This window comes from Rufibacter sediminis (genome assembly GCF_014269285.1).
Taxonomy (GTDB): Bacteria; Bacteroidota; Bacteroidia; order Cytophagales; family Hymenobacteraceae; genus Nibribacter; species Nibribacter sediminis.
In genome coordinates this window covers 221,007-246,339 of sequence record NZ_JACOAF010000041.1, presented here as the reverse complement: position 1 = coordinate 246,339, position 25,333 = coordinate 221,007, and the positions used below count along the sequence as shown (strand labels likewise).

At 54.4% G+C, this 25,333-nt stretch carries 15 protein-coding genes; 3 read left to right on the top strand and 12 right to left on the bottom strand.

Going from position 1 to position 25,333, the window contains the following annotated elements; all coding sequences use genetic code 11:
• Positions 1-377: 377 nt before the first annotated feature.
• Positions 378-1,520, bottom strand: a complete 1,143-nt coding sequence (locus tag H7U12_RS17165; protein ID WP_186640289.1) for a hypothetical protein — start codon at positions 1,518-1,520, stop codon at positions 378-380.
• A 476-nt stretch (positions 1,521-1,996) separates the two neighbouring features.
• Here H7U12_RS17165 and H7U12_RS17160 point away from each other — a divergent pair, with 476 nt between their 5' ends.
• From H7U12_RS17160 to H7U12_RS17150, 3 genes are all read left to right on the top strand, one after another.
• Complete coding sequence (locus tag H7U12_RS17160; protein WP_186640287.1) at positions 1,997-2,395, top strand: BlaI/MecI/CopY family transcriptional regulator; 399 nt, start codon at positions 1,997-1,999, stop codon at positions 2,393-2,395.
• 18 nt (positions 2,396-2,413) lie between these two features.
• Positions 2,414-4,288 (top strand): M56 family metallopeptidase, encoded by a 1,875-nt coding sequence (locus H7U12_RS17155; RefSeq protein WP_186640285.1) that lies wholly within the window; start codon positions 2,414-2,416, stop codon positions 4,286-4,288.
• 142 nt (positions 4,289-4,430) lie between these two features.
• Positions 4,431-6,902, top strand: a complete 2,472-nt coding sequence (locus H7U12_RS17150) for a TonB-dependent receptor (RefSeq protein ID WP_186640282.1) — start codon at positions 4,431-4,433, stop codon at positions 6,900-6,902.
• 500 nt (positions 6,903-7,402) lie between these two features.
• On the opposite strand, the gene H7U12_RS17145 is transcribed toward H7U12_RS17150, so the two are convergent.
• The 11 genes from H7U12_RS17145 to H7U12_RS17095 form a co-directional block, all read right to left on the bottom strand.
• Positions 7,403-9,772: a TonB-dependent receptor gene (locus H7U12_RS17145; RefSeq protein ID WP_186640280.1), complete on the bottom strand. Its 2,370-nt coding sequence runs from the start codon at positions 9,770-9,772 to the stop codon at positions 7,403-7,405.
• Positions 9,769-9,930, bottom strand: coding sequence for a hypothetical protein (locus tag H7U12_RS17140; protein ID WP_186640278.1), 162 nt, complete (start codon positions 9,928-9,930; stop codon positions 9,769-9,771). Before H7U12_RS17140 ends, H7U12_RS17145 begins: the two co-directional genes overlap by 4 nt.
• Positions 9,931-10,010: 80 nt before the next feature.
• Positions 10,011-11,297 carry an MFS transporter gene (locus H7U12_RS17135; RefSeq protein WP_186640276.1) on the bottom strand — a complete coding sequence of 429 codons (1,287 nt, stop codon included), beginning with the start codon at positions 11,295-11,297 and terminating at the stop codon, positions 10,011-10,013.
• 298 nt (positions 11,298-11,595) lie between these two features.
• On the bottom strand, positions 11,596-12,651 hold the full coding sequence (locus tag H7U12_RS17130; RefSeq protein WP_186640274.1) for a sugar phosphate isomerase/epimerase family protein: 1,056 nt from the start codon (positions 12,649-12,651) through the stop codon (positions 11,596-11,598).
• A 7-nt stretch (positions 12,652-12,658) separates the two neighbouring features.
• A complete protein-coding gene (locus H7U12_RS17125) occupies positions 12,659-13,819 on the bottom strand; it encodes a Gfo/Idh/MocA family protein (protein ID WP_186640272.1) in 1,161 nt (386 codons plus the stop codon).
• Between the two features lie 100 nt (positions 13,820-13,919).
• A complete protein-coding gene (locus H7U12_RS17120) occupies positions 13,920-15,209 on the bottom strand; it encodes a sugar MFS transporter (RefSeq protein WP_186640270.1) in 1,290 nt (429 codons plus the stop codon).
• Between the two features lie 81 nt (positions 15,210-15,290).
• Positions 15,291-18,833, bottom strand: coding sequence for a ThuA domain-containing protein (locus H7U12_RS17115; RefSeq protein ID WP_186640268.1), 3,543 nt, complete (start codon positions 18,831-18,833; stop codon positions 15,291-15,293).
• Between the two features lie 146 nt (positions 18,834-18,979).
• Positions 18,980-19,759: a 3-keto-disaccharide hydrolase gene (locus tag H7U12_RS17110; protein ID WP_241749485.1), complete on the bottom strand. Its 780-nt coding sequence runs from the start codon at positions 19,757-19,759 to the stop codon at positions 18,980-18,982.
• A 52-nt stretch (positions 19,760-19,811) separates the two neighbouring features.
• A complete protein-coding gene (locus H7U12_RS17105) occupies positions 19,812-21,812 on the bottom strand; it encodes a c-type cytochrome (RefSeq protein ID WP_377165084.1) in 2,001 nt (666 codons plus the stop codon).
• A gap of 20 nt (positions 21,813-21,832) precedes the next feature.
• Positions 21,833-23,638: a 3-keto-disaccharide hydrolase gene (locus H7U12_RS17100; protein WP_186640515.1), complete on the bottom strand. Its 1,806-nt coding sequence runs from the start codon at positions 23,636-23,638 to the stop codon at positions 21,833-21,835.
• 683 nt (positions 23,639-24,321) lie between these two features.
• Positions 24,322-25,326: a family 43 glycosylhydrolase gene (locus tag H7U12_RS17095; RefSeq protein WP_186640264.1), complete on the bottom strand. Its 1,005-nt coding sequence runs from the start codon at positions 25,324-25,326 to the stop codon at positions 24,322-24,324.
• Positions 25,327-25,333: the final 7 nt, after the last annotated feature.

Here is a 25,333-nt window from a genome sequence, read left to right as displayed (position 1 = left end):
TTTCTCTTTGGAAGCAAAACTTCTGCCTCCCAAAAAACAACATGGTTCAAGTTGGCAACCTGGACCTACTTGGGCTACAGTTTGCAACTGCAAAGAGGTTCTCTCCCACTATCTTCTGCAAAGTAGAACAGCTTGGGCACAGAAGAAATTATACTTGCTCTGAAGGGAGTTGGAGATGGTTACTTGTGCAGCAGAATACGTTTTAAATGTCAGAATGCATTAGCAGGCGTTTTGAGGCGGTCGCCTCCCGGAAGTTTTAAACTCCCGATCATTTTAGGTCCAAGTTAAAACTTGAACCATGTACAATAGAAAGCCAACAACAAGAATGATCTCTGTTGGTGTACTTCCATTCACTGGTGGAATATGTGGCAACGCGCTTATCCCTTGAATTTGATGCGGCAGGCGTACGTCAATTTGTAGACGACCTGCCCGGTTTTGGGGTTGAGGAGGGTGATTTTTCCTTGTTCCTTCAGTTTCTCGATGGCGGTCTGGTAGTTCTCGCGGCTGTACGGCTTGCCCACGCTGTGCTTTTGGTAAATCTTCTCCAACATCATGCTGTTGTAGACGGACGCATGCTGCACCAGGTCCTCCATCAGGTTCACGAGCGAAAACTCCAGGTACCTGGAATACTCCGGCACCAGCAACCGCACCGTCTTTAAGTTCGCGCCAAACACCGGCACGCCGTCTTCCTGCACCTCGCAGTACGGCAGCAGCAGTTCCTTGAACTTGGTATGGGCCAGTTCATTTCTTGAGACAAACCAGACATGGTGGCTGCTCTGCTCTTTGCCGGGCACATTGATCCTGAACCTTGACGTTTGTAGGCCCTTTTCCTGTAAACACGCGGAAAACGCTTTCAGGGCGTAGGTTTCCTTTTTGGCGGCACTGGTGGTTTTCGCAAAATAGCTACGCAGTTCAGGAAGTCTGTCGCCTAATAAAGTTTGCAAACTGGTGGGACTTTTCTGCTCCCTGAGGGCCGCGGTCATTCGCTTGTAGTCAAACAGCAGGAAAGAATCGGTTTTCTCATGCGCGAGGGAGCGGGTCCAGAGTTCCTGGGAGAATTTGTTTCCGAACGGATCTACCAACAGCAAAGCCGCGGTGGCTTCCGGCTCCTGCGCCTGGAGCATTTCTACATGCTCGGGAAGGTTCAGGAAAAGCGGCTTCTGGTGGAGCTCGGCATAAAAAGGCAACGCCTCAGCGGCTTGGGGCAACGTAGCGGCTAGGGCCTTGTTTCCTTCGTACAGAAACGGCTGCACCACTTTGTTCAGGTCCTGGCGGCCGCCCGTGCGGGCGAAAATGCTTTTCAGCACCTTGAAGGAAACCGGCATCTCCCCATCTTCCTCAGCACCCAAACCGGCGCTGGTATCCAGGTACAGGACTTTCTCCACGGCCTCTTGTCTGTAGAAAAGGGTTTCGCACCAAAGGGGAAAAAACTTGAGGAAGATCTCCTCCTTTAGTTCGGCGGTGCTTCTTTTCTGCTTAAAGAACTCTTTAGGATCAGTACCGGTGGCTACTTCTTTCATTCTCCTTCGTGATGCGAACTCCGCAAACGCTATTTTTATTAGCAAACAAGTCGCAAAGGTACATGGTTTTTAGCCCGATTTCCACATACAAGGCTAAAAACAGTGGCTAAACCGAAAGCGACTTCCTCTCCTGCGCTGACTGGAAAAGACGGGCAAAGCCCCGGAAAAGATTCATGGAGTCTGAGAGATTAGAGTTCCCGCTGCTATGCAGGTTCCGTTTTTCTCCTGTTGCCTCGTTTAGCGCATATTTTCCCAAAACAAGCCCAAATCCACCCTCGCCGCTTTTCACAACTCCGGAAATACCTTTCTAGCTGCTTCAGTTTTCAAAGCTACCCCAGATGGAAAGGCTGTTTTCAGCCTAGAAAAACCTCCTTATGGGAAGAGTTGCAACTAGACGAACCTATAGGTAGGAAAAGTTTCGTACGAAAAGACCACCTACCACTTGCATGCTACGAAATCTTTCCTACCTTTAGCTCATGAATACGACCAATCTATCTAAAGGCAAGTTACCGGAGCCCACCAAGGCCGAGCTGGAAATTTTGCAGGTACTATGGCAGCACGGCCCCAGCACGGTGCGTTTCGTGAACGACGAACTGAATCTGCAGCGGCCGGTGAACTACACCTCTACCCTCAAACTCATGCAGATCATGGTAGAGAAAGGCCTGCTCACCCGTGACGAGAGCAGCATGAAGCACATTTACCGGGCAGCGGAGGCCGAAGAGAAAACCAAGGACCACCTCCTGAACCGTTTCATTGACACCATGTACAAAGGTTCGGCGGGTAAATTGGTCATGCAACTGCTGGGCAACCAAAAGACTTCCAAAGAAGAGCTGGAAGCCATCAAGGAGATGCTTAAAAACATGACGAAAGACTAACCTTTCACCAGAACGGATATGCAACTGCTGGTCGCTCTTAAACTTCCTTCCCCACTTGTCCAGGCCCTGTGCTGGACTTTGGTGCACTCCCTTTGGCAAGGCTTGCTACTGGCCATGGCGGCCGGGCTGGTGGTGCAACTCACCCGCAAGGCGTCGCCGGCCCTGAGGTACAATCTGCTGGCCAGTCTTTTAGGGGTATTTCTGGTTTCCAGCGGTCTCACCTTCTGGCTGGCACTAGGAACTTCGTCTGCTACAACGCCGGCCATAACGGGTTCTTCTGAGATAGTCCGCGTCCCAACCTGGACAGACATTCCCCCGGTTTTGCTTTCCTCCGGAAGTTCTCTTTCCTGGCCGGCTGCCTTTGCCCAGTTCTGCACTACCCACGCATCCGGCATTGTACTGGTGTGGTTTCTGGTTTTCGCTTACAAAAGCCTCCGGCTGGCGGGCGGGATGCATTACGTGAACCGCCTCCGGAAAGAACAGGTGAGCCCGGTTCCTTCTTTCTGGCTCACCCGGCTAGCGGAACTGTGCGAACGGCTGCAGGTCCGGGTGCCGGTTTCTTTACTGGAATCTGGTTTGGTGAACGTGCCTGTGGCCATCGGGTTTCTGAAGCCTCTGGTGCTGGTGCCCACGGGTATGTTGGCGCAGTTGCCACCCGATCAGATAGAAGCCATTCTGCTGCACGAGCTGGCCCACATCCGCCGGCGCGACTATCTGGTGAATCTGCTGCAAACGGTTGCCGAGGTGCTCTATTTCTTCAACCCGGGGGTACTGTGGCTGTCGGGGTACCTGCGGCAGGAGCGCGAGCATTGCTGTGATGACATGGCCATTCAGGCGCTGCAAAGCAAAACGAACTTCCTGCAGGCGCTGGTCACGTTTGAGGAATTCAACTTACGCCATGTCCGCCTAGTCACCGGTTTCGCAGACAAACGCACGTCCTTGACAGACCGGGTCAACCGAATCATCTCCCAGGACAACGTGCCGCTGCAACGCACTGAAAAGCTCTTTACCGGCATTTGCCTGCTGCTCGTTTCGGTGCTGTTTTTGGAATTAGGGCCCCAAAACACCCCGGCACTCTCAGCGGAACTGCCAGCGCAGGCACTGGAGGTTCCGCGGCCTGGAAAATCGCCTTTGCACAGCTCCACGCCAGGTCTTCCGGCACAGACTTCCGCACCGCGAAATCAAAAAGTACTGACCAGACGTGCCCCTCAGAAAGCCCATTCAAAGCAGACCACTCCTCAGGAATTCAGCACAGTAGGAATTGCCAACAAATCATATGACGGCATTCTCCAGCGATATAGCTTTGAGCGGAACGGGATTCTTTACGAGATTGAGAAAGACAGCCTTGACGTGCTTACCTTGACAATTGACGGGGAACAGGCGAGTCAGGCGCAGGTGCAACAGTACAAGAACTCCATGAAAAGCCTGATGCAGCAGTACCAGCAAGGCGCCTTCAGGATTGTGGTCAACGGGGAAGTGCCGGACGTGGAAACCGAACCCGCCAACCCTATCATGGTGGGGTTCATCAGAAACGGCACCATCATCACCACCCATGACAGTAGTGAATACGTGGTGAAGGTAAAGAACCACAAGACGGTGCAGTTCAAAATAAACGAGGAAGTGATAGCTGAGGACAAACTGCAGAACTACTTGGCCCTCATTCAGGATCTGATACAGGAAGCCGAAGCAGATAGGGTGTACGCCGAGTTATCCGCTAAAGCCGTTGAGCAGCTGGCCCGTGCTCCTGAACGGCCCGCCACCGGGTTGGTGCCTTTTTCAACGTCTGATTTTCAGGATCACCAGTACACGTACCTCCCCAGAAGCAAGACTTACCGGAACAAAGAATCGCTCCAACCAAAGCCTGACAGCCACTATCTGCTCCCTGCCATTTAAAGCGGCACCCTCACTCTTCTGACTTGCTGAAGCCCCCCTTTCGCCCCCTTGAAAAAGGGGTGCCTGCCCTTGGTGTGTCTTTTCCATTCCAGAATTCCCCTGCCCTTTTTGCCATTCATTTCTCTTCCTTGAACCTAAAACCATGAAAAAAACGATTGCATTCCTCCTCTTCCTCCTGCTGCAGCAGCTTGCTTGGGCGCAGCAAACTGGCAGAATCACCGGCACCGTGCAAAGCCCGGACCGCAAACCGCTAGAAGCCGCCACGGTCTCCTTGCTGAAGGCACAGGACAGCAGTTTGGTCAAAATCAGCATTTCAGAAGCGGATGGGAAATTTGAACTAGAAAACCTGAAACCGGGCAACTATCTGGTGGCGGTGAACGCAATGGGGCACAAAATCTACCAGAGTTCAGTAGTCACGCTGGAGGCTTCTACCCCCTCGCTGGCGCTGCCCACTATTCAGTTACAGGCTGATGGTGGCAAGGTGCTTCAGGAAGTGACGGTGACCAGTCAGAAGTTGTTTGTGGAGCAGAAGATTGACCGCACGGTGGTGAACGTGGGTGCCCTGCTCTCCAATGCCGGCACCAGCGCCCTGGAAGTACTGGAGAAATCGCCGGGCGTGTTGGTGGGCGAGAACGGAGCCATCAGCCTGAAAGGCAAAGCCGGCGTGGTGGTGTTCATTGACGACAAACCCACGTACCTGGCGGGCTCCGACCTGGAAAACTACCTCCGCTCGCTGCCTTCGGAGACGCTGGAGCAGATTGAGATTATGACCAACCCACCGGCCAAATATGACGCAGCCGGCAATGCCGGGGTCATCAACATCAGAACCAAGAAGCTGACAGTGAAGGCGTTCAACGGAAACCTGAACCTGAGCTACGGCAGGGGCAAGATGGGCAGAACCAGCAACAGCCTCAACTTGAACTACCGCAACCAGAAGCTGAATGTATTTGCTACTTTCTCGCAAACGGCCCAAAACAACTTCACTGACCTGAACATTGAGCGCCGGTACAAAACCGAGGGCGGCCAGTTGGAATCCATGTTCAGTCAGTACTCCTATCTGGTGCGGGGCTTTGAATCTTACGCCGGCAAACTGGGCCTTGATTTCTACGCGACTCCTGCTACTACGCTGGGCATTGTGGTGAACGGCCTACTCAACCCCTCAGACAACAGCACTGACAATACCAGCCGCCTCCTGGATGCGAAGGGGCAGCTCACCTCCACCCTGGTGGCCGACAACGTGAGCCGGAATGAATTCCAGAACGGCAGCGTCAATCTGAACCTGCGGCACGAGTTCGGGAAAACCGGTCGTTCCCTGGGTGCCGACGTGGACTTTCTGGCGTATCGAACCGATGCGTCTCAGTTCTACCAAAACTTCCTCTACCAACCCGGCGGCGAGCTCTCCAGCCAGGACCAGTTAAATGGTTCCCTACCCGCCCAGATTGATATCTACACCGCCAAAACCGATTACAGCCATCCGTTCCAGAACGGGGTAAAACTGGAGCTGGGAGCCAAGGCCAGCTATATCCGGACAGACAACATCGCCGATTATCTCACCACTCAGAACGGCATTACCGCTCCTGATTACAACCTAAGCAACCACTTCAAGTACCGGGAGAACATCAATGCCGGGTACCTCAACCTGAACAAAGACTTCAAGCAGTGGGCGCTGCAGGCCGGGCTACGGCTGGAGAACACCGTTTCCAAGGGCAACCAGCTGGGCAACGCGGAGAAAAAAGACTCGTCTTTCACCCGAGACTACACGCACCTGTTCCCCACGCTGTACGTGCAGTACAAACTGGATACCACCGGCGCGAAAAGCCTGACCTTCTCCTACGGCAGACGCATTGAGCGACCCGTGTTCCAGGACCTGAACCCATTCCTGTCGCCGCTGGACAAGCTCACCTATTACGCGGGCAACCCTTTCCTGCTGCCCACCATTTCGCATAATCTGGAGGTGGCATACACGCATAACCTGGTGACGGCTTCGGCCAGTTACAGCCGCTCCACTGACCTAATCAACGAGACCATTGAGATTGTGAAAGAACGGGAAAACGATGGGCAGCTGGTGAACCGCTACTACAGCCGTCCCGGCAACATTGGCTTGGGCGAGTCATTTACGGTTTCCCTCAATGCCACCCATAATCCGGCGAAATGGCTTCGGTCCACGCTATACACGGAGCTTAGCCATAACCGCTTCGACAGCAAGTTGTATGACACCTATCTCAAGACCAGCGGAAACTTCTTCTATGCCTCGCTTAACAACCAGATTACTTTTAAAAACGGCTGGAGCGCCGAGGTAAGCGGGCTGTACCGCACCGACCTTATCTACACCCAGTTCAAAATCGGGGGATATTGGCAGGCGAACGCCGGGGTGCAGAAACGCTTCCTGCAAGAGAAAGCCACGCTGCGCCTAAACGTCGCCGATCTCTTCTACACCAGAATCACTAACGGGGTCATCAACAATCTCGTCAACACCGAAGCCTGGTGGCGCAACGCCGGCGACTCAAGGGTAGTCACGCTCTCTTTTTCGTACCGTTTCGGGAAAACGGCCCAGAATCAGCCCAGCCGCGATACCGGAGGTTCTGAAAGTGAGCAAAACCGGGTCCGGAATTAAGCAGGCAAGCAGTATACAGAAAAGGCCCAGGTCCAGCCATGTCGCTGAGCCTGGGCCTTTTTCTGTGCCTCATCTTCTGCCTCCGTTTTAGGGCCTGTTTTCAGAAAAAGCCCCTGAAATGGAATGGAGCATCTGGGTAGTTTTCACTCAGCTACTTTTTAGAATTACCTTTTTACAAGCTGAATAGTAATTGGGAGTTAACGGCAGAAGGAGGGGAAAATGGTCATTCCAGTTTGCCCGCAAGTTCCTTTCACCGTGACAGGAAGTAGGTTCTGTTTTCATGGTGTTTTTCTAAAAACGCCCCCAAAACAGTTGAACGCACTTAGGTTAAGAATTACACATGAATTTGGAAATCAACCTCCCCGCCCCCGTGACAACCGCTACTTTACCAGTTAATTAAAGCAAGTGGGGGTATCGGTTGACAGGTCCTTATCAGATTTCCGTTTCGGGGCTGATTTAAGAAAAACAGCCTCGAAACGGAAAATGAGGTTCAGGCCTTGTTAGAAGTTTGCCCGCAGGGAAACGCCGTAGGTAGCCGGATTGCCCAACCGGGCCGCCCCGAAGTTGTAGGCGTAGTCAATGTACTTCTCGTCCGTAAGGTTTCGGCCCCAGAAAAAGACCTCGTACCGTTTGGCTTGCACGCCAACCCGGGCGTTGAACGTGCTGAATCCCTCCTGCGTGAGTTGGTTGGCCACGTCAAAGTATTGCTGCCCTAAGTACCGCCACTCGCCCCGTACCACTAGGCGCAAGTTCTGATTTCTACCCAGGCCGTAGCCGTACTGCAGGGCCAGCATGGACGTGACATCTGGCGTGAAAATCTGTTTGTTTCCTTCCAGGTTCACTTCTTCGCCGTCTGAGGTGGCCATAAGGCGGGTGTACTGGGCATCTGTGTACCCGAAGCTGTAGCTGGCTTCCAGGCCTTTGGCCGGGGTGGCGTTCAGTTCCAACTCAACACCTTTGCTTTCCAACTCGCCTACGTTGCGGGTAATGACAATAGCGTCGGGCAACACCAAAGTGGGCACCTGGGCATCGGTTACCTGGGTGTAGAACGCTGAGATGTTCGCCGTCACCCGGTTCTGGAGGAAAGCCGTTTTCAACCCGATTTCGAAGTTGTTGCTGTATTCTGGGTCATAGGCGAACAACGGCGGCTGCGACGGATCTGAGGAGAGCTGCGAGATGCCGCCCGTCCGGAAACCGCGGCTGTAGGAGCCGTACACGTGGTAATCGTCTGAGAGGTGGTACGCCAGACTGGCCTTGGGCGAGAAAGCCTTGAAACTGGCTTTGGAAGAAGTATCGGGAAGTATGACCATGGATTCCTCGCCATCCATTTGCATCTCGCCCCTAATGGCTTGTTTGCGGTGCTCATAGTCGTAGCGCAGACCGGCGGTGAGTTCCAGTTTAGGCGTCAGTTGGTAAGTTCCCTGCCCGAAGAATGCGGTTCCGTAGCTTTGGCCTTCGTTGATGTTGATGCTGGTGAAATTAGGGAAAGGCGCGCCCACCAGTTCGCCATCTTCCCCAAAGTGCGTGCCCTGTTTCACGGGGTTGTCATGGAAGAAGCCGTAGGCCCCGGCTACCCACTGCAAAGCAGAAGTAGAAGAAGCCGGGGAAGAAAACCGAATTTCCTGGGTGAGCACTTGTACTTTGTTCCAGCCGCCGCCATAGTTATTTACCACTCCCACGCCGTCAATGGGCGAGAAGTCGCCGTCCAGCGGTTGGTCATAGACGCGGGAATTGGATTGGTAAGCCGTCTGGGAAGTAAAGTTGAAAGCGCTGCCGATGTGGTTCACGATTAAAGACCCGTTGAACGTATTGTCAATCATTTTTCCGGTGGAGTTCTGGTTCACCTCAAACGGATGCGCCAGGGCTTCGTCAATGCTGGAGGCCAGGGTGAAAGCGCCGCGGTTCCGATTGGCGCTGTGTTTGGCGTTCAGAGTAAAATTCCACCGGGAGTTAAGCAGGAACTTGAGGTAATAGTTGCCTACAAACACGTGCTGCTCGTCAAATTTGGTGTCATTGAAGGTGTTGGTGTAGAACCCGTCCTGCTTTCTGAACAGGCCCGAGGCCCCCAAAAACAGCTTGTCTTGGATCAACGGCGTTCTCACCCCCAAACTGTAGCGCTGCTGCCCGTAATTCCCGAAATCAAGCGAGGCAAAACCGCTGGTGGTATTGCTGGGTTGCCGCGTGATGATGTTGATGACCCCGCCCATGGCGTTTCGGCCGTACAGAGTGCCCTGCGGACCGCGCAGCACCTCTATGCGCTCCACGTCCAGCAACTCGGGCAGGTAAGTATCCAGGGTGAATTGGTTGACCCCGTCAATGTAGGTGGCCACGGCCGGATCATACGAGGTAGTGGAAATACCCCGGATGGAGGTCACGTTCCGGTTGTCGCCGGGGTCTGAGCTATACAGGTTGGGAATGATGGCGGTGATGTCGCGGGTATTCCAGAGGCGGTACTCCTGCACTTGGCGGCCGGAAAGCGCCGTGATGCTGGCGGGTACCCGCTGTACATCTTCCTCTACTTTCTGAGCGCTTACCACTACTTCATCTAAGCGCTCGGTAGCCGGGGCTAACTGAACCACCATATCGGTTTGGCTTGCCTGCACCTGAACGGTTTGGGTGGCAGCGGCATACCCAAGCGCGCTTACTTGCACCGTATAGTTGCCCGCCGGTAGGCTGGTAAAAAGAAACTGACCCTGCTGATCAGAAACGGCACTCAGGTGGGTATTCAATACCCGAATACTGGCTCCGGTGAGGCCGGTTGCGTTGCGGTCCTGCACCGTTCCGCGCAAGGAACCGGAGGTTTGACCGTACCCGAAGGAAATACTTAAAAGAACGAAAACGAACAGGGGAATAACTACTTTGAATTTCATAAAAAGCGATGCTCTGGAATACATCCAGAAGGTGAGTAAAAGAAAGCAGCAGCTTCACCAGGATGAACCTGATCAAGCTGCTCTCTATCTGTCTTTGATTTAGTTTTAAGCTCTTTTTCAGAAAACAGGCGCAAAACGCTTCCGTGCATTTTCTTCAAATTACTTCAGCCTATTCCATCATAGAAAACCGAAGAAAGAAGTTGTCAAGCTGCAAGCGAGAAGCTCCTGAATTTCATAACTAAGCCGCCGCGTATTTTGAATCTTGCACGTTCTTGTTTCTTCTGGACCGCATGTACAGGAACAGCCCCGCAAAAGCGACCGCCAGAATAATGGGAATAATCAAGGTAGCCTGAAGCACCTCGGGGCCCGCCAGGTTCCGGGCGTTGTTCAGGGCGTCCGCCATCTCGGTGCCCGGAGCCGCTTTCGCGTATTCCTCCAGATTAGCACCGGCGGGCAAACGATCGGCCAGGATTCCGTCGTAGAAATTACCCATGAAGATAGTGTAGATGGAAACTGCGAACATACCGGCCCCGCCCATCAGGTTCAAGCCCAACGCACCCGATTTGGGGATGTTTTCGGCCACAAAGCCAATCATGGTCGGCCAGAAATACGTCACGCCCAAACCGAAGATAATAGCGGCAAAGAAGATGGAATTACCGGTTAAGGTGCTCAACAAATAAAGGCCCAACGCTGAAAGGATGGCGGAGACACATAATACCCCGGAAGGGCTCAGTTTATGGACTACGGGTTCGGCAAAGGCTCTCCCCAATACCTGCACACCGGCCGTGAGCGTTAAGATCAAAAGGGCGTTGTCGGTTACGTTTTTCAGGAGAACGTCAATCCATTGGCCGGTAAACAACTCGGTGATGGCCGTTCCGAACATGCAGATGAACATGAAGAGGAACAGCGGCGACAACACCGCTTTATACATATCGGCGGTGGTATAACCCGAGGCCACACGCTCGGTCACCGGGAAATCAAGTTTGGAGAACAGGAACCCGTAAATGAGGGTCGGAATCAACATCACCGCTACCTGCAGTTGCCAGCTTACCTCTAAATTGGTCAGGAAGAACACCAGCAAGGTGCCAATCACCGCCCCACCGGGAAACCACAAGTGGAAATAGTTTAGGCGGGTGGTTTTGTTTTCCGGGTACAGCGTAGCCACCAGTGGGTTACAAGCCGCTTCTACCGTTCCGTTGGCCAAGCCCACGCACAGGGTAGACAGGAACAAAGTCCAATAACCCTGGGCGAAGATGGTGAGCAGAATCCCGACCAGGTGCAGGACAAAGGCGGCCACCAACAAGCGTTTCATGCCAATCACATCCACCACAAAGCCTCCAATAATAATGGCCAAAGGGAAACCCCAAAACGCCGTGGCGGTGATGGTACCCAGTTCAGAGGCGTTCAGTTGAAAGTCTACCCCCAACTGGTTCAGAATTCCGGCCCTGATCCCGAAGGACAGCGATGTCACCAATAAAGCCAGACAGCTGGCCCAAAAGAGCTTTGATCGTTGAATGTTTTGCATAAAACAGAGTTTGTTAGAAGGTTTGCTTGTTCGTTAAAAAGTGTACAATACAGGAAGCATATATAACAGTGGTGTGAAGATTATACAGCAAATGTAGAGACGCAACACCTTGCGTCTCGGCTCCAAGGAACGCACGTGAACGCCAGACGCAAGGTGTTGCGTCTCTACCAAAAGGCCGCTCTTTAACCATCCTACATTTCACACGAGTGCCGTTTATCTTTCTTGATGCTACTTGAATGGGAGCCGCCTACGGAAAGCAGTCCTATTTTAAGACTACTTTCCGGAAATCAACTCAAATCTAGGACAAGCCCAGAATCTGCTTGTTCAAGGCTTCATCCACGCCCGAGGCCGCAAAGTCATCAAAGGCTTTCTCGGTGACCCGGATGATGTGGTCTTTGATGAAGATAGCTCCTTCGCGGGCTCCGTCCTCGGGGTGTTTGATGGCGCACTCCCATTCCATCACCGCCCAACCTTTGAAGTCGTAGGCGGCTAGTTTGCTGAAAATGCCCTTGAAATCAACCTGACCATCGCCCAGTGAACGGAAGCGGCCGGCGCGGTCTATCCAGCTTTGGTAGCCGCCGTACACGCCCTGCTTTCCAGTAGGATTGAACTCAGCGTCTTTCACATGGAACATCTTGATGCGCTCGTGGTAGTGGTCAATGTAGGCCAGATAATCCAGGCACTGCAACACGAAGTGCGAGGGGTCATACAGCAAGCACGCCCGCGGGTGATTGTTCACCTTCTCCAGGAACATCTCATAGGAAATGCCGTCGTGCAGGTCTTCGCCCGGATGGATTTCGTAGCACAGGTCCACCCCGTGCTCGTCATAGGTATTCAGAATGGGCGTCCAGCGCTTGGCTAGCTCGGTGAAACCGGCTTCCACCAGACCCGCCGGGCGCTGCGGCCACGGGTACACGGTGTGCCACAACAGCGCGCCACTAAAGGAGGCACTCGCATTCAGACCCAGGTTGCGGGAAGCCTGCGCGGCATAGGTTAACTGCTGCACGGCCCACTCGGTACGGGCTTTGGGGTTGTTGCGATACGCTTCCGGCGCGAAGCCGTCAAACAGCTGGTCATAGGCTGGGTTCACGGCGACCAACTGTCCTTGCAAGTGCGTGGACAGCTCGGTGATTTTAAGGCCGTGGCTTTCCACCAGGCCCTTGATTTCATCGGCGTAGGTTTTGCTTTCGGCGGCTTTCTGTAAATCGAAGTAACTGGTGGCCCAGGTAGGAATCTGCACGCCTTCAAAGCCTAGGCTTTTGGCCCATTTACAGATGGATTCTAAATCATTGAACGGGGGATTCTCTCCCAGAAACTGCGCCAGGAAAATTGCGGGTCCTTGTATAGTGGTCATATCTCTGCTAGATGGTGAATTCAATCCATTTATTTTCTGACTGCCCCGAGGCAATCACTTGCTCAATAAAGGCCATGCCGCGCACGCCTTCCTCAATGCCGGGGTAATCCTGCGCCTCGGCGGGCGCCTCTTCGCCGGTGAGGCGGGCTTTCACGCACAGCGCGAAGTTGCGGTACAGGTTGGCGAAGGCTTCCAGGTAACCCTCGGGGTGACCGCCGGGCGTGCGGGTGTTGTGCTGGGCGTAAGAGCTCACGTTTCCGCCACCGGTGCGGTAAATCTCGGCGGGGCGGTCCAGCCATTTCACCAGCAAGGTGTTGGCGATGTCCTGCTGCCAGTCCAGGCCGCCTTTCTCGCCGTATACGCGTATTCTCACGTTGTTCTCCTCGCCGGCCGCAATCTGAGTGGCGAACAGCACGCCGCTGGCGCCGTTGTTGAATTTGAGCAGCGCCGCACCGTCATCGTCCAATTGACGACCTTCCACCACCACGTTGATATCAGCGCAGATCTGGGTTACCTCCAGGCCAGACACGTACTCGGCTAAGTTGAACGCGTGCGTCCCGATGTCGCCCATGGCCCCGGCGATGCCGCTTTGTTTGGGGTCGGTGCGCCAGGCGGCCTGTTTGTTGTCGCCGCCTTCCTCAAAGGTGCTCAGCCAGCCCTGCGGATACTCCACGTACACTTTTCTAATTTTGCCCAGTTTCCCAGAGGCCACCAGTTGGCGGGCTTCTTTCACCATGGGGTAGCCGGTGTAGGTGTGCGTGAGGCAGAACAAGTTGCCGGTTCTTTCCACCACTTCCCGCAGTTGCAGCGCCTCCTCCAAAGAGAAGGTCATGGGCTTGTCCAGGATCACGTGGAAACCACTCTCCAGCGCCAGTTTGGTAGGCTCAAAGTGCACGTGGTTGGGCGTGACAATGCTGATGACCTGCACGCGCTGGTCTTCGGGGAGTTGCTGCTCTTTTTCGTAAAGCTCCTGGTAGGATCCATATACTCTGTCCGGGGAGATGCCCAGCAGCTGGCCGCTGGCTTTCGATTTCTCTGGATTGCTGCTGAACGCGCCGCAAACCAACTCGTATTCCCCGTCTATTCGGGCTGCAATGCGGTGGACCGCGCCGATAAACGCGCCTTGTCCGCCACCTATCATTCCCAGTCTGAGTCTCTGGTCTGTCATTCGTTTTATGTGTTAGGTTGTGTATGAATCGCTTCTAATATAAACTTCCTTCCTGTTTTAGCCCTACTTTCTCAGAAACAGGCCTGAAACGCCCCTCGGTTTACCCCGGGGAAGATGTCCTGGTCTTGTAGAATTTATAGCCGAACAGGAAGATGACCGCGTAGCAGGGAATGGGCAGATAATAGGCGGTGGCCACGTCATGGTCGGCCACCAAGCCCATGATGGGCGGAAATACGGCTCCTCCCACTACGCCCATGATGATGAAGGAAGAAGCCTGCTGGGTTTTAGACTCCATTTCTTTCAGCCCCAGACTGAAGATGGTAGGAAACATGATGCTGAAGAAGAAATTAATCAGCAGCAAGGCCACAAACGAAACGGTTCCCCAACTCTGCGCCACCAACACACACATTAAGATGTTCGCCAGGGCGTAGGTTGCCAGCAGTTTGTGGGGAGCAATGTACCGCATCAGGAAAGCCCCGGAGAAACGCCCCACCATCATCATGACCATGCTCAAAGAGAAATAGTAAGAAGCCATCTCGGCCGGAAGTCCCATTTTTTCTTTCCCGTAGGTGATGAAGAACGCCCAGGTGCCGCCCTGTGCCGCCACGTTGAAGAACTGCGCAATGCAGGCCCACACGAAATGCCGGTGCTGAAACAGGCTTTTGGGCTTGTTTTCTGAAAACAGGCCATTTTCAGCATACCCGGCTTCGGCGGGGCTTTCATGCGGATCTACCAGCGCCGGTACTTTCACGAACGCAAACGCGATGGCCAACAGCAAAATGACCGACCCGATGATGGTGTACAGCAGTTCCACGGAATCCAACTCGCCCGGCGTACCGGTGCGCAACAGAAAATAGCCGCCAATGACGGGCCCTATGATCGCTCCCAGCCCATTGAACGCCTGCGCGAAGTTCAGGCGCTGGTCACTGGTGCGCTGATCGCCCAGCGAAGCGATGAATGGGTGCGCAACCGCTTCTAACGTTGCCAATCCGCACCCCAGAATGAAGAGCGCCGCCCGGAAGAAATTAAAGGACTCGGCGGCCGCCGCGGGCACAAACAAAAATGCACCAAGGGAGTACAGGCCCAAACCCAGCAACACGCCCATCTTGTACCCGAACCGTTTCATGAACAGCCCCGCCGGAATGCCCATCAGGAAATACGCCCCAAAAATGGAAAACTGCACCAAACCAGACTGCGCCTTGGAGACCTTGAGCACCTCCTGAAAGTGGGTGTTCAGCACGTCGCCCATGGTGATGGCGATGCCCCAGAGCATGAACAACGACGTCACAAACACAAACGTGACCAGGTACTTCTTCTCCGTGAAAGCAGGTTTACTTTCCGCCTGATATCCAGCAGTGGTCACAGGCTTAGTGGCAGTCACTTGTGTCATGGGCAGTACCTTTGGTGAGACATTGTATGAAGATAAGGTTTATTCCGAAGGGTTTCCTTATTGAAAGTAAGAAGAATGGCTCTATTTCACTTTGTTAGCTGTTAAAGAGGAGCCCGCACTTCTACCCTGCGGCGTAAAGGTGACCGTTTTCAAAAGTGGCCTATTGTTTCCACCGGCAGTCACTTCCTTACAGAGGATGTACACGTCTGTCGTGCGCAAATTCATGGGAACCTGAATGGGAATACTAGTGCTCACGATCTGCCCTTTTATCCCGAAGGCCATCCGGCCACTGCCTATTTTCTGCCCGTTTACCTGCCCAATTCTGACTTCCACGACATAGGTGCCCAGGTACCCACTGTTCACCGCAGACAGCTCAATAGAGCCGATGTCGGTTAAATCCAGGTTTTCTTTGATCCAGCCATCGCTGGCCGGGAACACCAGGTATTTGCTTCCTGCGGAGTCTTTACTGGTAAAGCCCTTCACTTGCTTGAATTCAGACACATCCATCCGGTTGCTTCTCAGTTGCACGAAGTTGGAGCCCATCAACGGTTTCAAGCCGGTGCCGCCCTCATGGGTATAAGTGGCGGTGAGCTTCAGGACGGTGTTTTCTTTCTTCTGCTCTTCTACCCTAGGCACAACCTCTCCCTTGGCCGGAAGCGAAGGTTTGGTGCTGGTCGGGCTAGCCAGCGAAAGAATCCAGGAGACGATCTGCCGGGCATCGGACTCTGACATGTCTGGGTGCGCGGGCATGGCATTCTCGCCCCACACGCCACCACCGCCTTTGATGATCTTGTTGGTGAGGTGCGAAGTGGCCTTGGGATCTTTCAGATAACGTTTGGAGACGTCTACGTAAGCCGGCCCAATGGATTTCTCGTCTATTTTGTGGCAGCCTTTGCAGTCTGAGTTTTCCATGAGCGTTCTGCCTACCAGGGTAGCGGAGGCCACCTGGTGCCCCATGGAGGCGCCGGCTAAGTCTTTGCCTTCCACGTATTCAGCCGACACGTAAAGGTTTTGAGGCTTCACCTGCCCTCCCGGCGTGTTGACGTGCACCTGGTACCGGATAGGCGTTCCCTCAAAATAGAAGCTGCGGTTGCCCGGCAAAGCCACCAAGACATCGGGCTGCTCATTACCGGCGTACACCGTGACGGCTTTTCTGCCGGAGGTCGCTTTCTCCGGGTCGGTGACTTCTACCATGATGTCATAGTCGCCGGCCCGGGTGAAGGTGTGTTCAAGTTGCGGGGTATCGGTCAGTTTCCTTAGCCCGTTAATGGTCCAGAGGTATTTCAGGTTATCTTTCTCCGGATCGGCCACTTCTACGGTAGCGGTAACCGTGAAAGGAAGCAAACCGCTTTGCCGGTCTACCGTTAGGTTCGTGATTTTGGGAGGCCGGTTCCCGGAAAGGTAATCCACTCTGGAGAGGGCCGCGTCTGGGTTGCCGGTGAACCATCCTTTGCCATATTCCAGAATGTACAGCTTTCCGTCAGGCCCCACTTCCATGTCCATGATGGCCGCGAACTTCTCGTTTTCCATGAAGGGCTCCATTTTATCAAAGTCGCCATTTTCCTTCATGGTAATTACTTTGATCCAGTCTCTGATCCAGTCATAGATAAAGAGCTTGCCGTGGTAATATTGGGCATACCGGCTGTTTTCCGGGAACAGATCGGTGTAATAAACCGGACCGGCCATGGCGTTACGCCCACCCGTGCCTACCTGCGGGAATTCCGGGGAAGCATCGTACGGGTACCAGATAAACGCCGGCTGGGCCGGTGGCAAATTCACGATCCCGGTGTTATTGCGGGAGTCATTCACCGGTTTCGCCGGGTTGAAAGCCTCCGCAGAAGCCCCGGTGCCGTAGTTGTATCTGCGGTAAGCATAATTATCCGCCACGAAAAGCGGCCAGCCGTAGTTTCCTGCTTTACGGGCCTGGTTTACTTCATCGTACCCTTTGGGGCCTCTGGTGGCCAGGCTATCGGTTTTGGCATCTGGTCCTACCTCGCCCCAGTACAGGAACCCGGTTTTCTGATCCACCGAGATGCGGTACGGGTTGCGGTGGCCCATGGTATAGATTTCGGGTCTGGTTTTCGCCTGTTTTCCAGGAAACAGGTTGCCCTTCGGGATACTGTAAGTTCCGTCCTCATTCACCTTGATCCTGATCACCTTGCCGCGTAAATCATTGGTGTTACCGGAGGTTCTCCGGGCATCATACTGCAAATGGCCCTCCCGATCATCTAAAGGCGCGTAGCCCTTATTGGTATAGGTCTGGCCTTTTTCATCAAAGGGCGTGCTGTTGTCTCCGGTAGACAGGTACAATAATTTGTCTGGCCCAAAGGCAATGGAGCCGCCCGTGTGGCAACAGATCTGGCGCTGCGAATACAGTTCCAGTACGATCTTCTCAGAGGCCATATCCAGTTTGCCATTCCTGAAAACGAAGCGGGAAAGCCGGTTCACCGATGTATCTGCCGGGCTGTAGTACAGGTAGATAAAGTTGTTTTTGGCAAAGTCCGGATCTTTGGCCAGCCCCATCAAGCCCTCCTCCGCGTTAGCGTCTGAGCTGGACGTATGGTACACATCCAGAAAGCCCGCCTGTGTCAAAGAGCCATTGCTCTGGTTGTAAAACATGAGCTCGCCCCGGCGCTGGGCTATCAGAATATCCAGGTTAGGCAGAACGGCCATCTCGGTAGGCTCCGTAAACTTGCCCTGTGTCAGCACATGTTTCACGAAACGGTCCTCTTCGGGCACGCGCAGGGCGGTTGCTTTCTCGTAATTCAGTTCTTTGTTGTCGCCCATGGCGTATTGCAAACCGGCCAGCAGGTGCTGCAGGAACAGCTGGTCCTGGTAAGATTCCTCGGTGTGGCCCAAAGCAGTGTAGAAGGCGCGGCCGCCCTCAAAGTCATGGTACCAGGCCACCGGGTGATTGTCGCCATTGGTACCGCCTTTGTAACTCTTCTCGTCAAGCGTCAGCAGCACCTTCACGTCTTTGCTCAGGTTCTTGAAGTTGTACCACTCGTCTTTTCTTTTCCACTCCTTGGGCAAGTGCTCGGTGGCTTTGTTTTGCTCGTCGGTTACCCGCACAATGGCTTCCTGCTGCTCAGGGTGGCCGTTGAAGTAGGCTCCCACCAGACGGCCGTACCAGCCCCAGCCATACTCGGTGTCTGTGGAGGAATGCACGCCCGCGAACCCGCCCCCGGCCTGGATGTAGCGTTCAAAGTCCGCTTCCTGGTAATGGTTCAGCACATCGCCGGTGGTGTTCAGGAACACCACGGCGGCGTATTTCTTGAGTGAATCTTCCTGAATGTAGGCGGCGTTGGTGGTGGTGTCTACCGCGAAACCGTTCTTCTGTCCCAGCTCCACAATGGCTTTGTTGCCCTCGTCAATGGCCGAATGGTGATAGCCGCTGGTTTTGCTGAACACCAGAATTCTGGGATCGCCGTCCCGCTTGCCGCAGGAAGAAAGCAGCACCAAAGCCACGAACGCAAACAGCCCGGAAACGCGAATCCCTTTTGGGCCTGATTTCCCCAAAACCGCCCCGAAACGCAGCCGTGACAGAAAAACCGCAATCTGGGTGAAAAGAACGGGGGTTAAACTTGATTTTCCCGAAGTCGAAGCTGACTTGATGTGTGCCATTTTGGAAGCGAATGAGTGTAGCGAAAGAAAAATAGAAAATCTGAAATCCGAGGGTGTGGGCCTGGTGCCAACTCCTATTCAGCGTCTGTTTTAGGCCCTATTTTCTAAAACTCGGCTTAAAACAGAAGCGCAGGGCACCGGCCTACTTACAGCTCCCTGATCCAGATATTGCGGTAGCTGACCGGGTTGCCGTGGTCCTGCAGACTGATGGGTGCCTTGCCGTGGGCCTTGTATTCGGGCAAGCCGATGTACTCGGTGGGGCCTTTCAGATCCACGTTGTTCTGCACCAGCACCCCGTTGTGCAGCACCGTCACGCGGGCCGGCGAAAAGAGCGAGCCGTCTTCTTTGAACCGGGGGGCGGTGTAGATGATGTCATACACATTCCACTCGGTGGGCTTGTTCATGGCGTTTACCAGTGGCCGGTACTGCTTGTAGATACTGCCGGCCTGGCCGTTGGAGTACGTGCGGTTGTTGTAGGAATCCAGCACCTGCACCTCGTAGCGGTCTTGCAAAAAGATGCCGCTGTTGCCGCGTCCCTGGCTCGTGCCTTTTACCTCGTCCGGTGCGCTCCACTCCACGTGCAGCTGAAAATCCCCGAATTCCTTTTTGGTGGTGATGTCGCCTTTGCCCACCGTGAAGGCCCCGTTCTTCACTTCCCATTTCGCGTCTCCGCTGCCGCCTTTGGCTTTCCACTCAGAAAGGTCTTTCCCGTTGAACAGAACGATGGCATCTGATGGAGCGGCATTGTTCACGCCCGGGGTTACTTTGCGCGGCTCGGGCTCCCAGAACTCGGTCATCTCGGGCACCATCTTGGGCGGTTTGGGCGTTTCCTGGGCATTTGCCTGAAAGCCAACCAATATCCCGATGGAAAGAAAGGCGAAAGAAAACTTAGAAGTAAAAGAAGCGGACATAACGATTGATTTCATTTTAAAGGCTTTTTCTGAAAACGAAGGCCAAAACGCCCCGTCAGGTGGGTGACTATCTTAAGGTATTAATCCAAGCGGCAATCTTGAGCGCTTCGCCTTTGGGCACCTGCGGCATGGGCGGCATGGGCGTGGCGTAAGTGGGCCAGTTTTCCGGCTTGGGGTTATGGATGAGCTCTACAATGCGCTGGTTCGTGTACTTCCGCTTCGCGATTTCCCGGAACCCCGGGCCCACCTGTTTCTTCTCGGTGGTATGGCAGGCCAGACAGGTGTTCTTGGCCAGCAGCGGTTTCACCTCATTGAACGTCAGCACCACGGGGGCGGCATTGGCTTTCGAGGCAGGCTTAGTCGCCGTGGCAGTGGCTTTTTTAGCTGAATTAGCAGCGCCAGTTTTTTCAGCGCCAGCGTTGGTTTTAGCTGCCGGTTTGGTCACCGTTTTTTTGGCGGCCACGGCCGAGTTCTTGGTGCTCACTTCTTTCAAAGCCAGCTTCTCCCCTTCCGGAATGGCGTTCAAGGTATAGTAAGCGGCCGGATGCACCAGGGTATAGTAATTCTCCTTCGCGCGCACGCCGTCCAGTTTGAGCAGGTGAATGTAACCTTCGCGCAGATTATCCACGAGTAAACGGGCTTTCAGGCCATCGTCTGACAGCTTTACGCCCTTAATGGCCAGCTGCTTTGTATTCACGGGCGGGCTGCCGTACACGGGATGGTATTTGTAGATGTAGCTCTCCACGGAGTAGGAAGCCAGATCTTCGGCTGATTTTCTATCTACTGGCGCGGTAAACTCCACCTCAAAGCCGTCGGGCTTGGCGCTCACGGTGCGCATTTCAAAGGGCACTTTGTTGTTCCAGATGAGGCGTTGCAGGCCTTCCATGGCCTCGCCGGCGGCTCCCCACCCGCGGGCGGTTTCGCCCACAAACAAGGACTTGTCTTTCGCCCAGGCCATGCGCAACACCCCCGACTGGAAACCGCTCCGGAAATCAAAGGCCACGCCCTGGTACTCGCCTTTCACTTTCTCCAGCACCACCCGCATGATTTTGCTCTGCCCCTGGTCACCCACCAGCAATTGCCCCTCAAACGGCCCGAAATGCCCTTGGGGAATCTGAAGCGGCTCTGAGTTAGAGATGCCCAAAATGCCGTGGGGCAGCCAGACGGCCGGTAACTGCATGGCTGGGAACTGCTTTTTCATGTCGAACATGGTCTGGTAGGGCTCGTTCACCTTGTTCTCCGGTTTCACGTGTCCGCCGCTGGCGTCTTTCTCAAAACGCGGGTTTATTTTGGCATATACTTGTTCCTGGCTCATTTTCACCGGTGAAGCAGGTTGGTTCGCCCAGCGCAGACCGCCCGGGTGCACCGTAAAGGCTCCTTTTTTCACGTGCCACACCCCGCCGGAGCCCACCCAATCGCCCTGGTTTTCGGTGTAGAACATTTCGTCGTTAACCAAGCCAATGCCCGCGGGGGAGCGCATACCGGTGGCCCAGGGCTCCATTTTGCCTTCCGGGGAGATGTGCAGCATCCAGCCCCGCCACGGCACCAGGCTGGTCGCGTGCCACCAAGGATCTGGGAAGCCCAGGTTGGTGGTCACGAAGAATGACCCGTCTTTGGCGACTTTGGGCCCGAAACTGTATTCATGGTAATTTCCGGACAAGGGCCAGGCGTACACGGTCTCGAACAGATCGGCTTTGCCGTCTTGGTTGGTGTCCGTGAGTTTGGTGAGTTCGCCGCGCTGGGCGCAGTACAGGGAGCCGTCTTTGTAGGCCAGCCCCAGCACCTCGTGCAGCCCGGAGGCGAACTTGCGGAAGTGCGGTTTAGGGCTGGTGGGATTCTCCACAATGAAGATGTCTCCCCGGCGGGTGGAAATCCCCAAGTCACCATTGGGCAGGATCACCAAACCACCCACTTCCAGCAACGTGCCTTCGGGCGAGGGCACCCGCATGATCTTGAAAAAGTCTTCTTCCATAGGCGACTCCTGAGCATGTACCGCCGCGGGCCAGCCCAGGCACAAGGCACCAGCCAGGAGAATCGGTAAAAAAAGCTTCTTATGTCTTTTCATCATTGATAGGGCTCGCTAGAAAATCAAAAAAGAATGGAATAAGCCAGCTTGCTTTGCACCGGCACCACCAGTTCCTGGCGGCCCGCTACGGTGCGCACCATCGGCTTGGCGCCGGCGGCATCGTCTACCCGTACGTAGTAAGCTCTATCGTCTACCAGGTACAGCCCCTTGCCTATCTCCTCAATTTTGGCACCTTCCACCAAACGGGCCACTAAACCCGCCGCGGGGTTCTGCACGCTCAACTCACGCCGCAGTCCTTTTCCGTTTTCGATGATCCGGATGGCATCCTTCACCGAGGTTCCGTAGATATGGTACAGGAAAGTAGGCTCGGAATTCTGATCTAACTGGTAGCCTTTCGGACGGAAAGCAGTACCGGTGGTATCTTTAATCCAAGCGGTCTGGTCAGAGGCGAGGCGGGCCAGAGTGGTGGTGGGTTTCCCGAAGTACTGGAGCGAGCCGATGGCCTTGGAAGAACCGTCGCCACGCTCGTGCCACATGGGCGTGGCATCCAGGAAACCGCCGCGCCAGAGCTGCACAATCGTTCCGTTATCCAGGTCATAGGTATAATGCAGCTGGCTGGGACTCCCCACTGACACCGCATGCGTGACCCGATGGTTGCCGGGCAGGTCAATGAAGCTTCTCAGGATTGGCCTCTCCTTTACATCCACCAAAATGGGATCGATGTTCTCTGATAAAATTTCCTCACTTATGAGGAATTCCCGCACGCCCGGGCCCGCTATTTTCAAACCCAAGGCCGGAGTTCCCCAGTCCATGGTTTTGGAATAGAGCAGCTCAAACGGCACCTCGCCGGCGGGCAGCACCGCGGTTCCTCTCCCGTTCCAGGTTTTCATGGGCAGGATTTCCTGCTTGTTAACCCGGATGAGGCCTGCCCCAGCGGGGGTGTTCAGGTTGAACGTGTATTCGCCGGGCTCCTTCACCACCAAGGTTCCAGTGTAGCGCAGCAGGAACTGCTTGGCGTCATTGTCCAGCGTGGAGGTGAGAAGATTGGACGGCCCCTGCGGACCTTCGGCCTCAGGTGGCAGGCTGTCGTATTTGGGCTCTTTTTCGAATTTCCCCTTGAAAACGCGGTAGGTTAAGCCTTTCAGTTCTGGGCGGGGTTTGCTGTAGTGGCTTACTTGTATGTTGCGGAAAGCCACCGCGCCGTGGTCACCCTGCAGCCGAAGCGGACCGGTGGCTTTCTCGTCGTTGCTGATCGCGCCCCGGGTGGGTCCGAACAACTCCACATCTTCCTGAATAGTGACGCCGTTCAGTTCCACCAGCAGCAGTCTGGCGTTCTCTATTTTATTTCCGCTGGCGTCAAAGCGAGGTGCCTGGAAAGAGATCTTCAGGTGTTGCCACAGGCCCGGGGCGCGGCCGGCGTTCTGGCGGGGCGCGTAGCCCTGGTAGCCTTTCTGCCCTTCAGGGCGACTTTCGTCCCAACGCTCGTACACGCCCCCGTTGCTGGCTGCCGTACGTTCAGTGGTTCCCCAATTGTCGGCTAGTTGCAGCTCGTAGCGGCCTTGCAGGTAAATACCGGAGTTAGAACCCTTGGCCATCATGTAATCCAGTTCCAGGTCCAGGTCGCCGTGCTCAAAATTGGTGAGCAGATCCTGCCCTTTGTTTTTCCTGGTAGGCTGGTTCACCAGAATTCCTCCGCCGGCGCTGGTGGTAAACTTATTCTCCTCCGAGAGGCTTGCGCCAACGTTGGCAGCTACTTGCCAGCTTTTGCTTGGGTTCTGGAAAGAAGAAAGATCTTGAAGCGAGAGATCCCGGCTTTGGCTCTGGGTGCTCCCCGAGAACACCAGACAAGCCATCAGGGAACAGGCCATAGCCCCCCAGGTAGGTTTTGATTTCAGCGATTTCGGCATCAGGCGTGTTCTCACACTACTCTTGGTTTGGGATGACAGTTGGTGAAACGATTAGCGACCTCTCGGGAAAGGCAAGCAGCGCTCCTCGGGGCATTTCACAATTTTAATTAATTTATTCAATAACCGAGATTATCATTAAATTAAAAAATGTTTTAAAGACAGTTTTTAAAAGTTTAGCAAAAAATCAGCTTTCTCTAAGCACCTGAAAGGCTTGAATGACTGGGTTGCGTTTTTGCGCGTCTACAACGCCCAGGTTGCTGCACTCCCGCTTCGCCGTTCTTCCAGATCAATCTCCGGATGGAGAAATGTAGAGCAGAGGCAGTTTTTTCTCTGGAGCAAAGTGCCGGAGCATAATATTGATAAGGATGAAGCACCAATTCCGCGGGAAGAAAATCCGCTTCCTTCCTGCGAACAGCTCCGCCCCAACCGCATAGCCCATCTTTGCGGGCCATAAAAAAACCAGCTACGGCCTGTGCTACCGTAGCTGGTTTTTAGCTGTTTCCATAAATAATTATTGACCTGTCTTGACGATGCGTTTCTGACCTTAAATTCAGAAAAGAGCCCTAAAACGGAAAATCAAGAACTCAGGCGCGGCCCAGCAGCAAGTTCTTACCAGCCTGGCAAGCAAGTGCAAACGCGACTGGTTACCGGCTCTTCTGCGCCTTGGATTGGGTGAAAGGCGCCACGCCCGTTGGGTTTATTTTCAGCAGGGCACCCGTGGGGCTGTAGTTGAGGCTATCCAGGCACAGCTGCCGAAGGACGTATTCCGCTTTCTGCGGGAAGATGCGGTGATAAAGAATGTAGTCCTGGCCTTTTTCCCGAAACACGGTGTGGTGCCCCGGCCCGTAGGTGGTGCTGTCGGATGAGGTAGTCAGGATGGGGCTATTCTCCCCGGGCGTGAACGGCCCGAACGGCGTGTTACCTACGGCGTAGCCCACCCGGTACGTTGCGTCAATGGCTTTTCCCTCCGAGAACATGAGGTAGTATTTCCCATTCCGCTTGATCATGTGCGGGCCCTCAAAGTAATGCGGCGGCGTGACGTCTTTGGGCGTGCCGTCAAAAGTCACCATGTCTTTCTTGAGTTTCACCGCCATGCAGTGCCCGTTCACCCAGTTGAAGCCCGATCCCCAGTACAGGTAGGCGCTGCCGTCCTCGTCAATAAACAGATCCGCATCAATGTTGTGAACCTGCGGGAAATCTTTGGCGGCAACCAGGGGCGTGTTATCTGCTTTGGCGTTTTTCCAGGGCCCCAGCGGCGAGTTGCTCACCCCGGCCCAGATTTCGCTGCCCACCGAGACATACATGTAGTACTTGCCATTGGGCGCTTTCCTGACGGCAGGTGCCCAGACCATGGCTCCACTGGAGGTGGGGCTGGTGCAGGCTTTCTTAGTGGGCCAGTTCAGGTGCCGCTGGGTGAACGTCTTGAAGTCTTTGGTCTCAAACACCGCCAGTTCCTCCCCACCCCATGGGTCAATGGTGGCATAGATGTAGTAGGTGTCTTTCTCCTTCACCAGGCTGGGGTCCGCGAAATAGCCTTTCATGATCGGGTTCGAAATCAGACCTTTTTGCGCGAGCGCTGACGAGAAAGAAGCCCCTAGCAGGAAAAGGAGAAGGGCCGTTTTGGCAATGTTTTTGGAAAATCGCATCATAAACAGG

Coding starts and splice junctions, on each gene's coding strand:
- H7U12_RS17165 (WP_186640289.1), bottom strand. CDS start 1,520: ATGAAAGAAGTAGCCACCGGTACTGATCCTAAAGAGTTCTTTAAGCAG.
- H7U12_RS17160 (WP_186640287.1), top strand. CDS start 1,997: ATGAATACGACCAATCTATCTAAAGGCAAGTTACCGGAGCCCACCAAG.
- H7U12_RS17155 (WP_186640285.1), top strand. CDS start 2,414: ATGCAACTGCTGGTCGCTCTTAAACTTCCTTCCCCACTTGTCCAGGCC.
- H7U12_RS17150 (WP_186640282.1), top strand. CDS start 4,431: ATGAAAAAAACGATTGCATTCCTCCTCTTCCTCCTGCTGCAGCAGCTT.
- H7U12_RS17145 (WP_186640280.1), bottom strand. CDS start 9,772: ATGAAATTCAAAGTAGTTATTCCCCTGTTCGTTTTCGTTCTTTTAAGT.
- H7U12_RS17135 (WP_186640276.1), bottom strand. CDS start 11,297: ATGCAAAACATTCAACGATCAAAGCTCTTTTGGGCCAGCTGTCTGGCT.
- H7U12_RS17130 (WP_186640274.1), bottom strand. CDS start 12,651: ATGACCACTATACAAGGACCCGCAATTTTCCTGGCGCAGTTTCTGGGA.
- H7U12_RS17125 (WP_186640272.1), bottom strand. CDS start 13,819: ATGACAGACCAGAGACTCAGACTGGGAATGATAGGTGGCGGACAAGGC.
- H7U12_RS17120 (WP_186640270.1), bottom strand. CDS start 15,209: ATGACACAAGTGACTGCCACTAAGCCTGTGACCACTGCTGGATATCAG.
- H7U12_RS17115 (WP_186640268.1), bottom strand. CDS start 18,833: ATGGCACACATCAAGTCAGCTTCGACTTCGGGAAAATCAAGTTTAACC.
- H7U12_RS17110 (WP_241749485.1), bottom strand. CDS start 19,759: ATGAAATCAATCGTTATGTCCGCTTCTTTTACTTCTAAGTTTTCTTTC.
- H7U12_RS17105 (WP_377165084.1), bottom strand. CDS start 21,812: ATGATGAAAAGACATAAGAAGCTTTTTTTACCGATTCTCCTGGCTGGT.
- H7U12_RS17100 (WP_186640515.1), bottom strand. CDS start 23,638: ATGGCCTGTTCCCTGATGGCTTGTCTGGTGTTCTCGGGGAGCACCCAG.
- H7U12_RS17095 (WP_186640264.1), bottom strand. CDS start 25,326: ATGATGCGATTTTCCAAAAACATTGCCAAAACGGCCCTTCTCCTTTTC.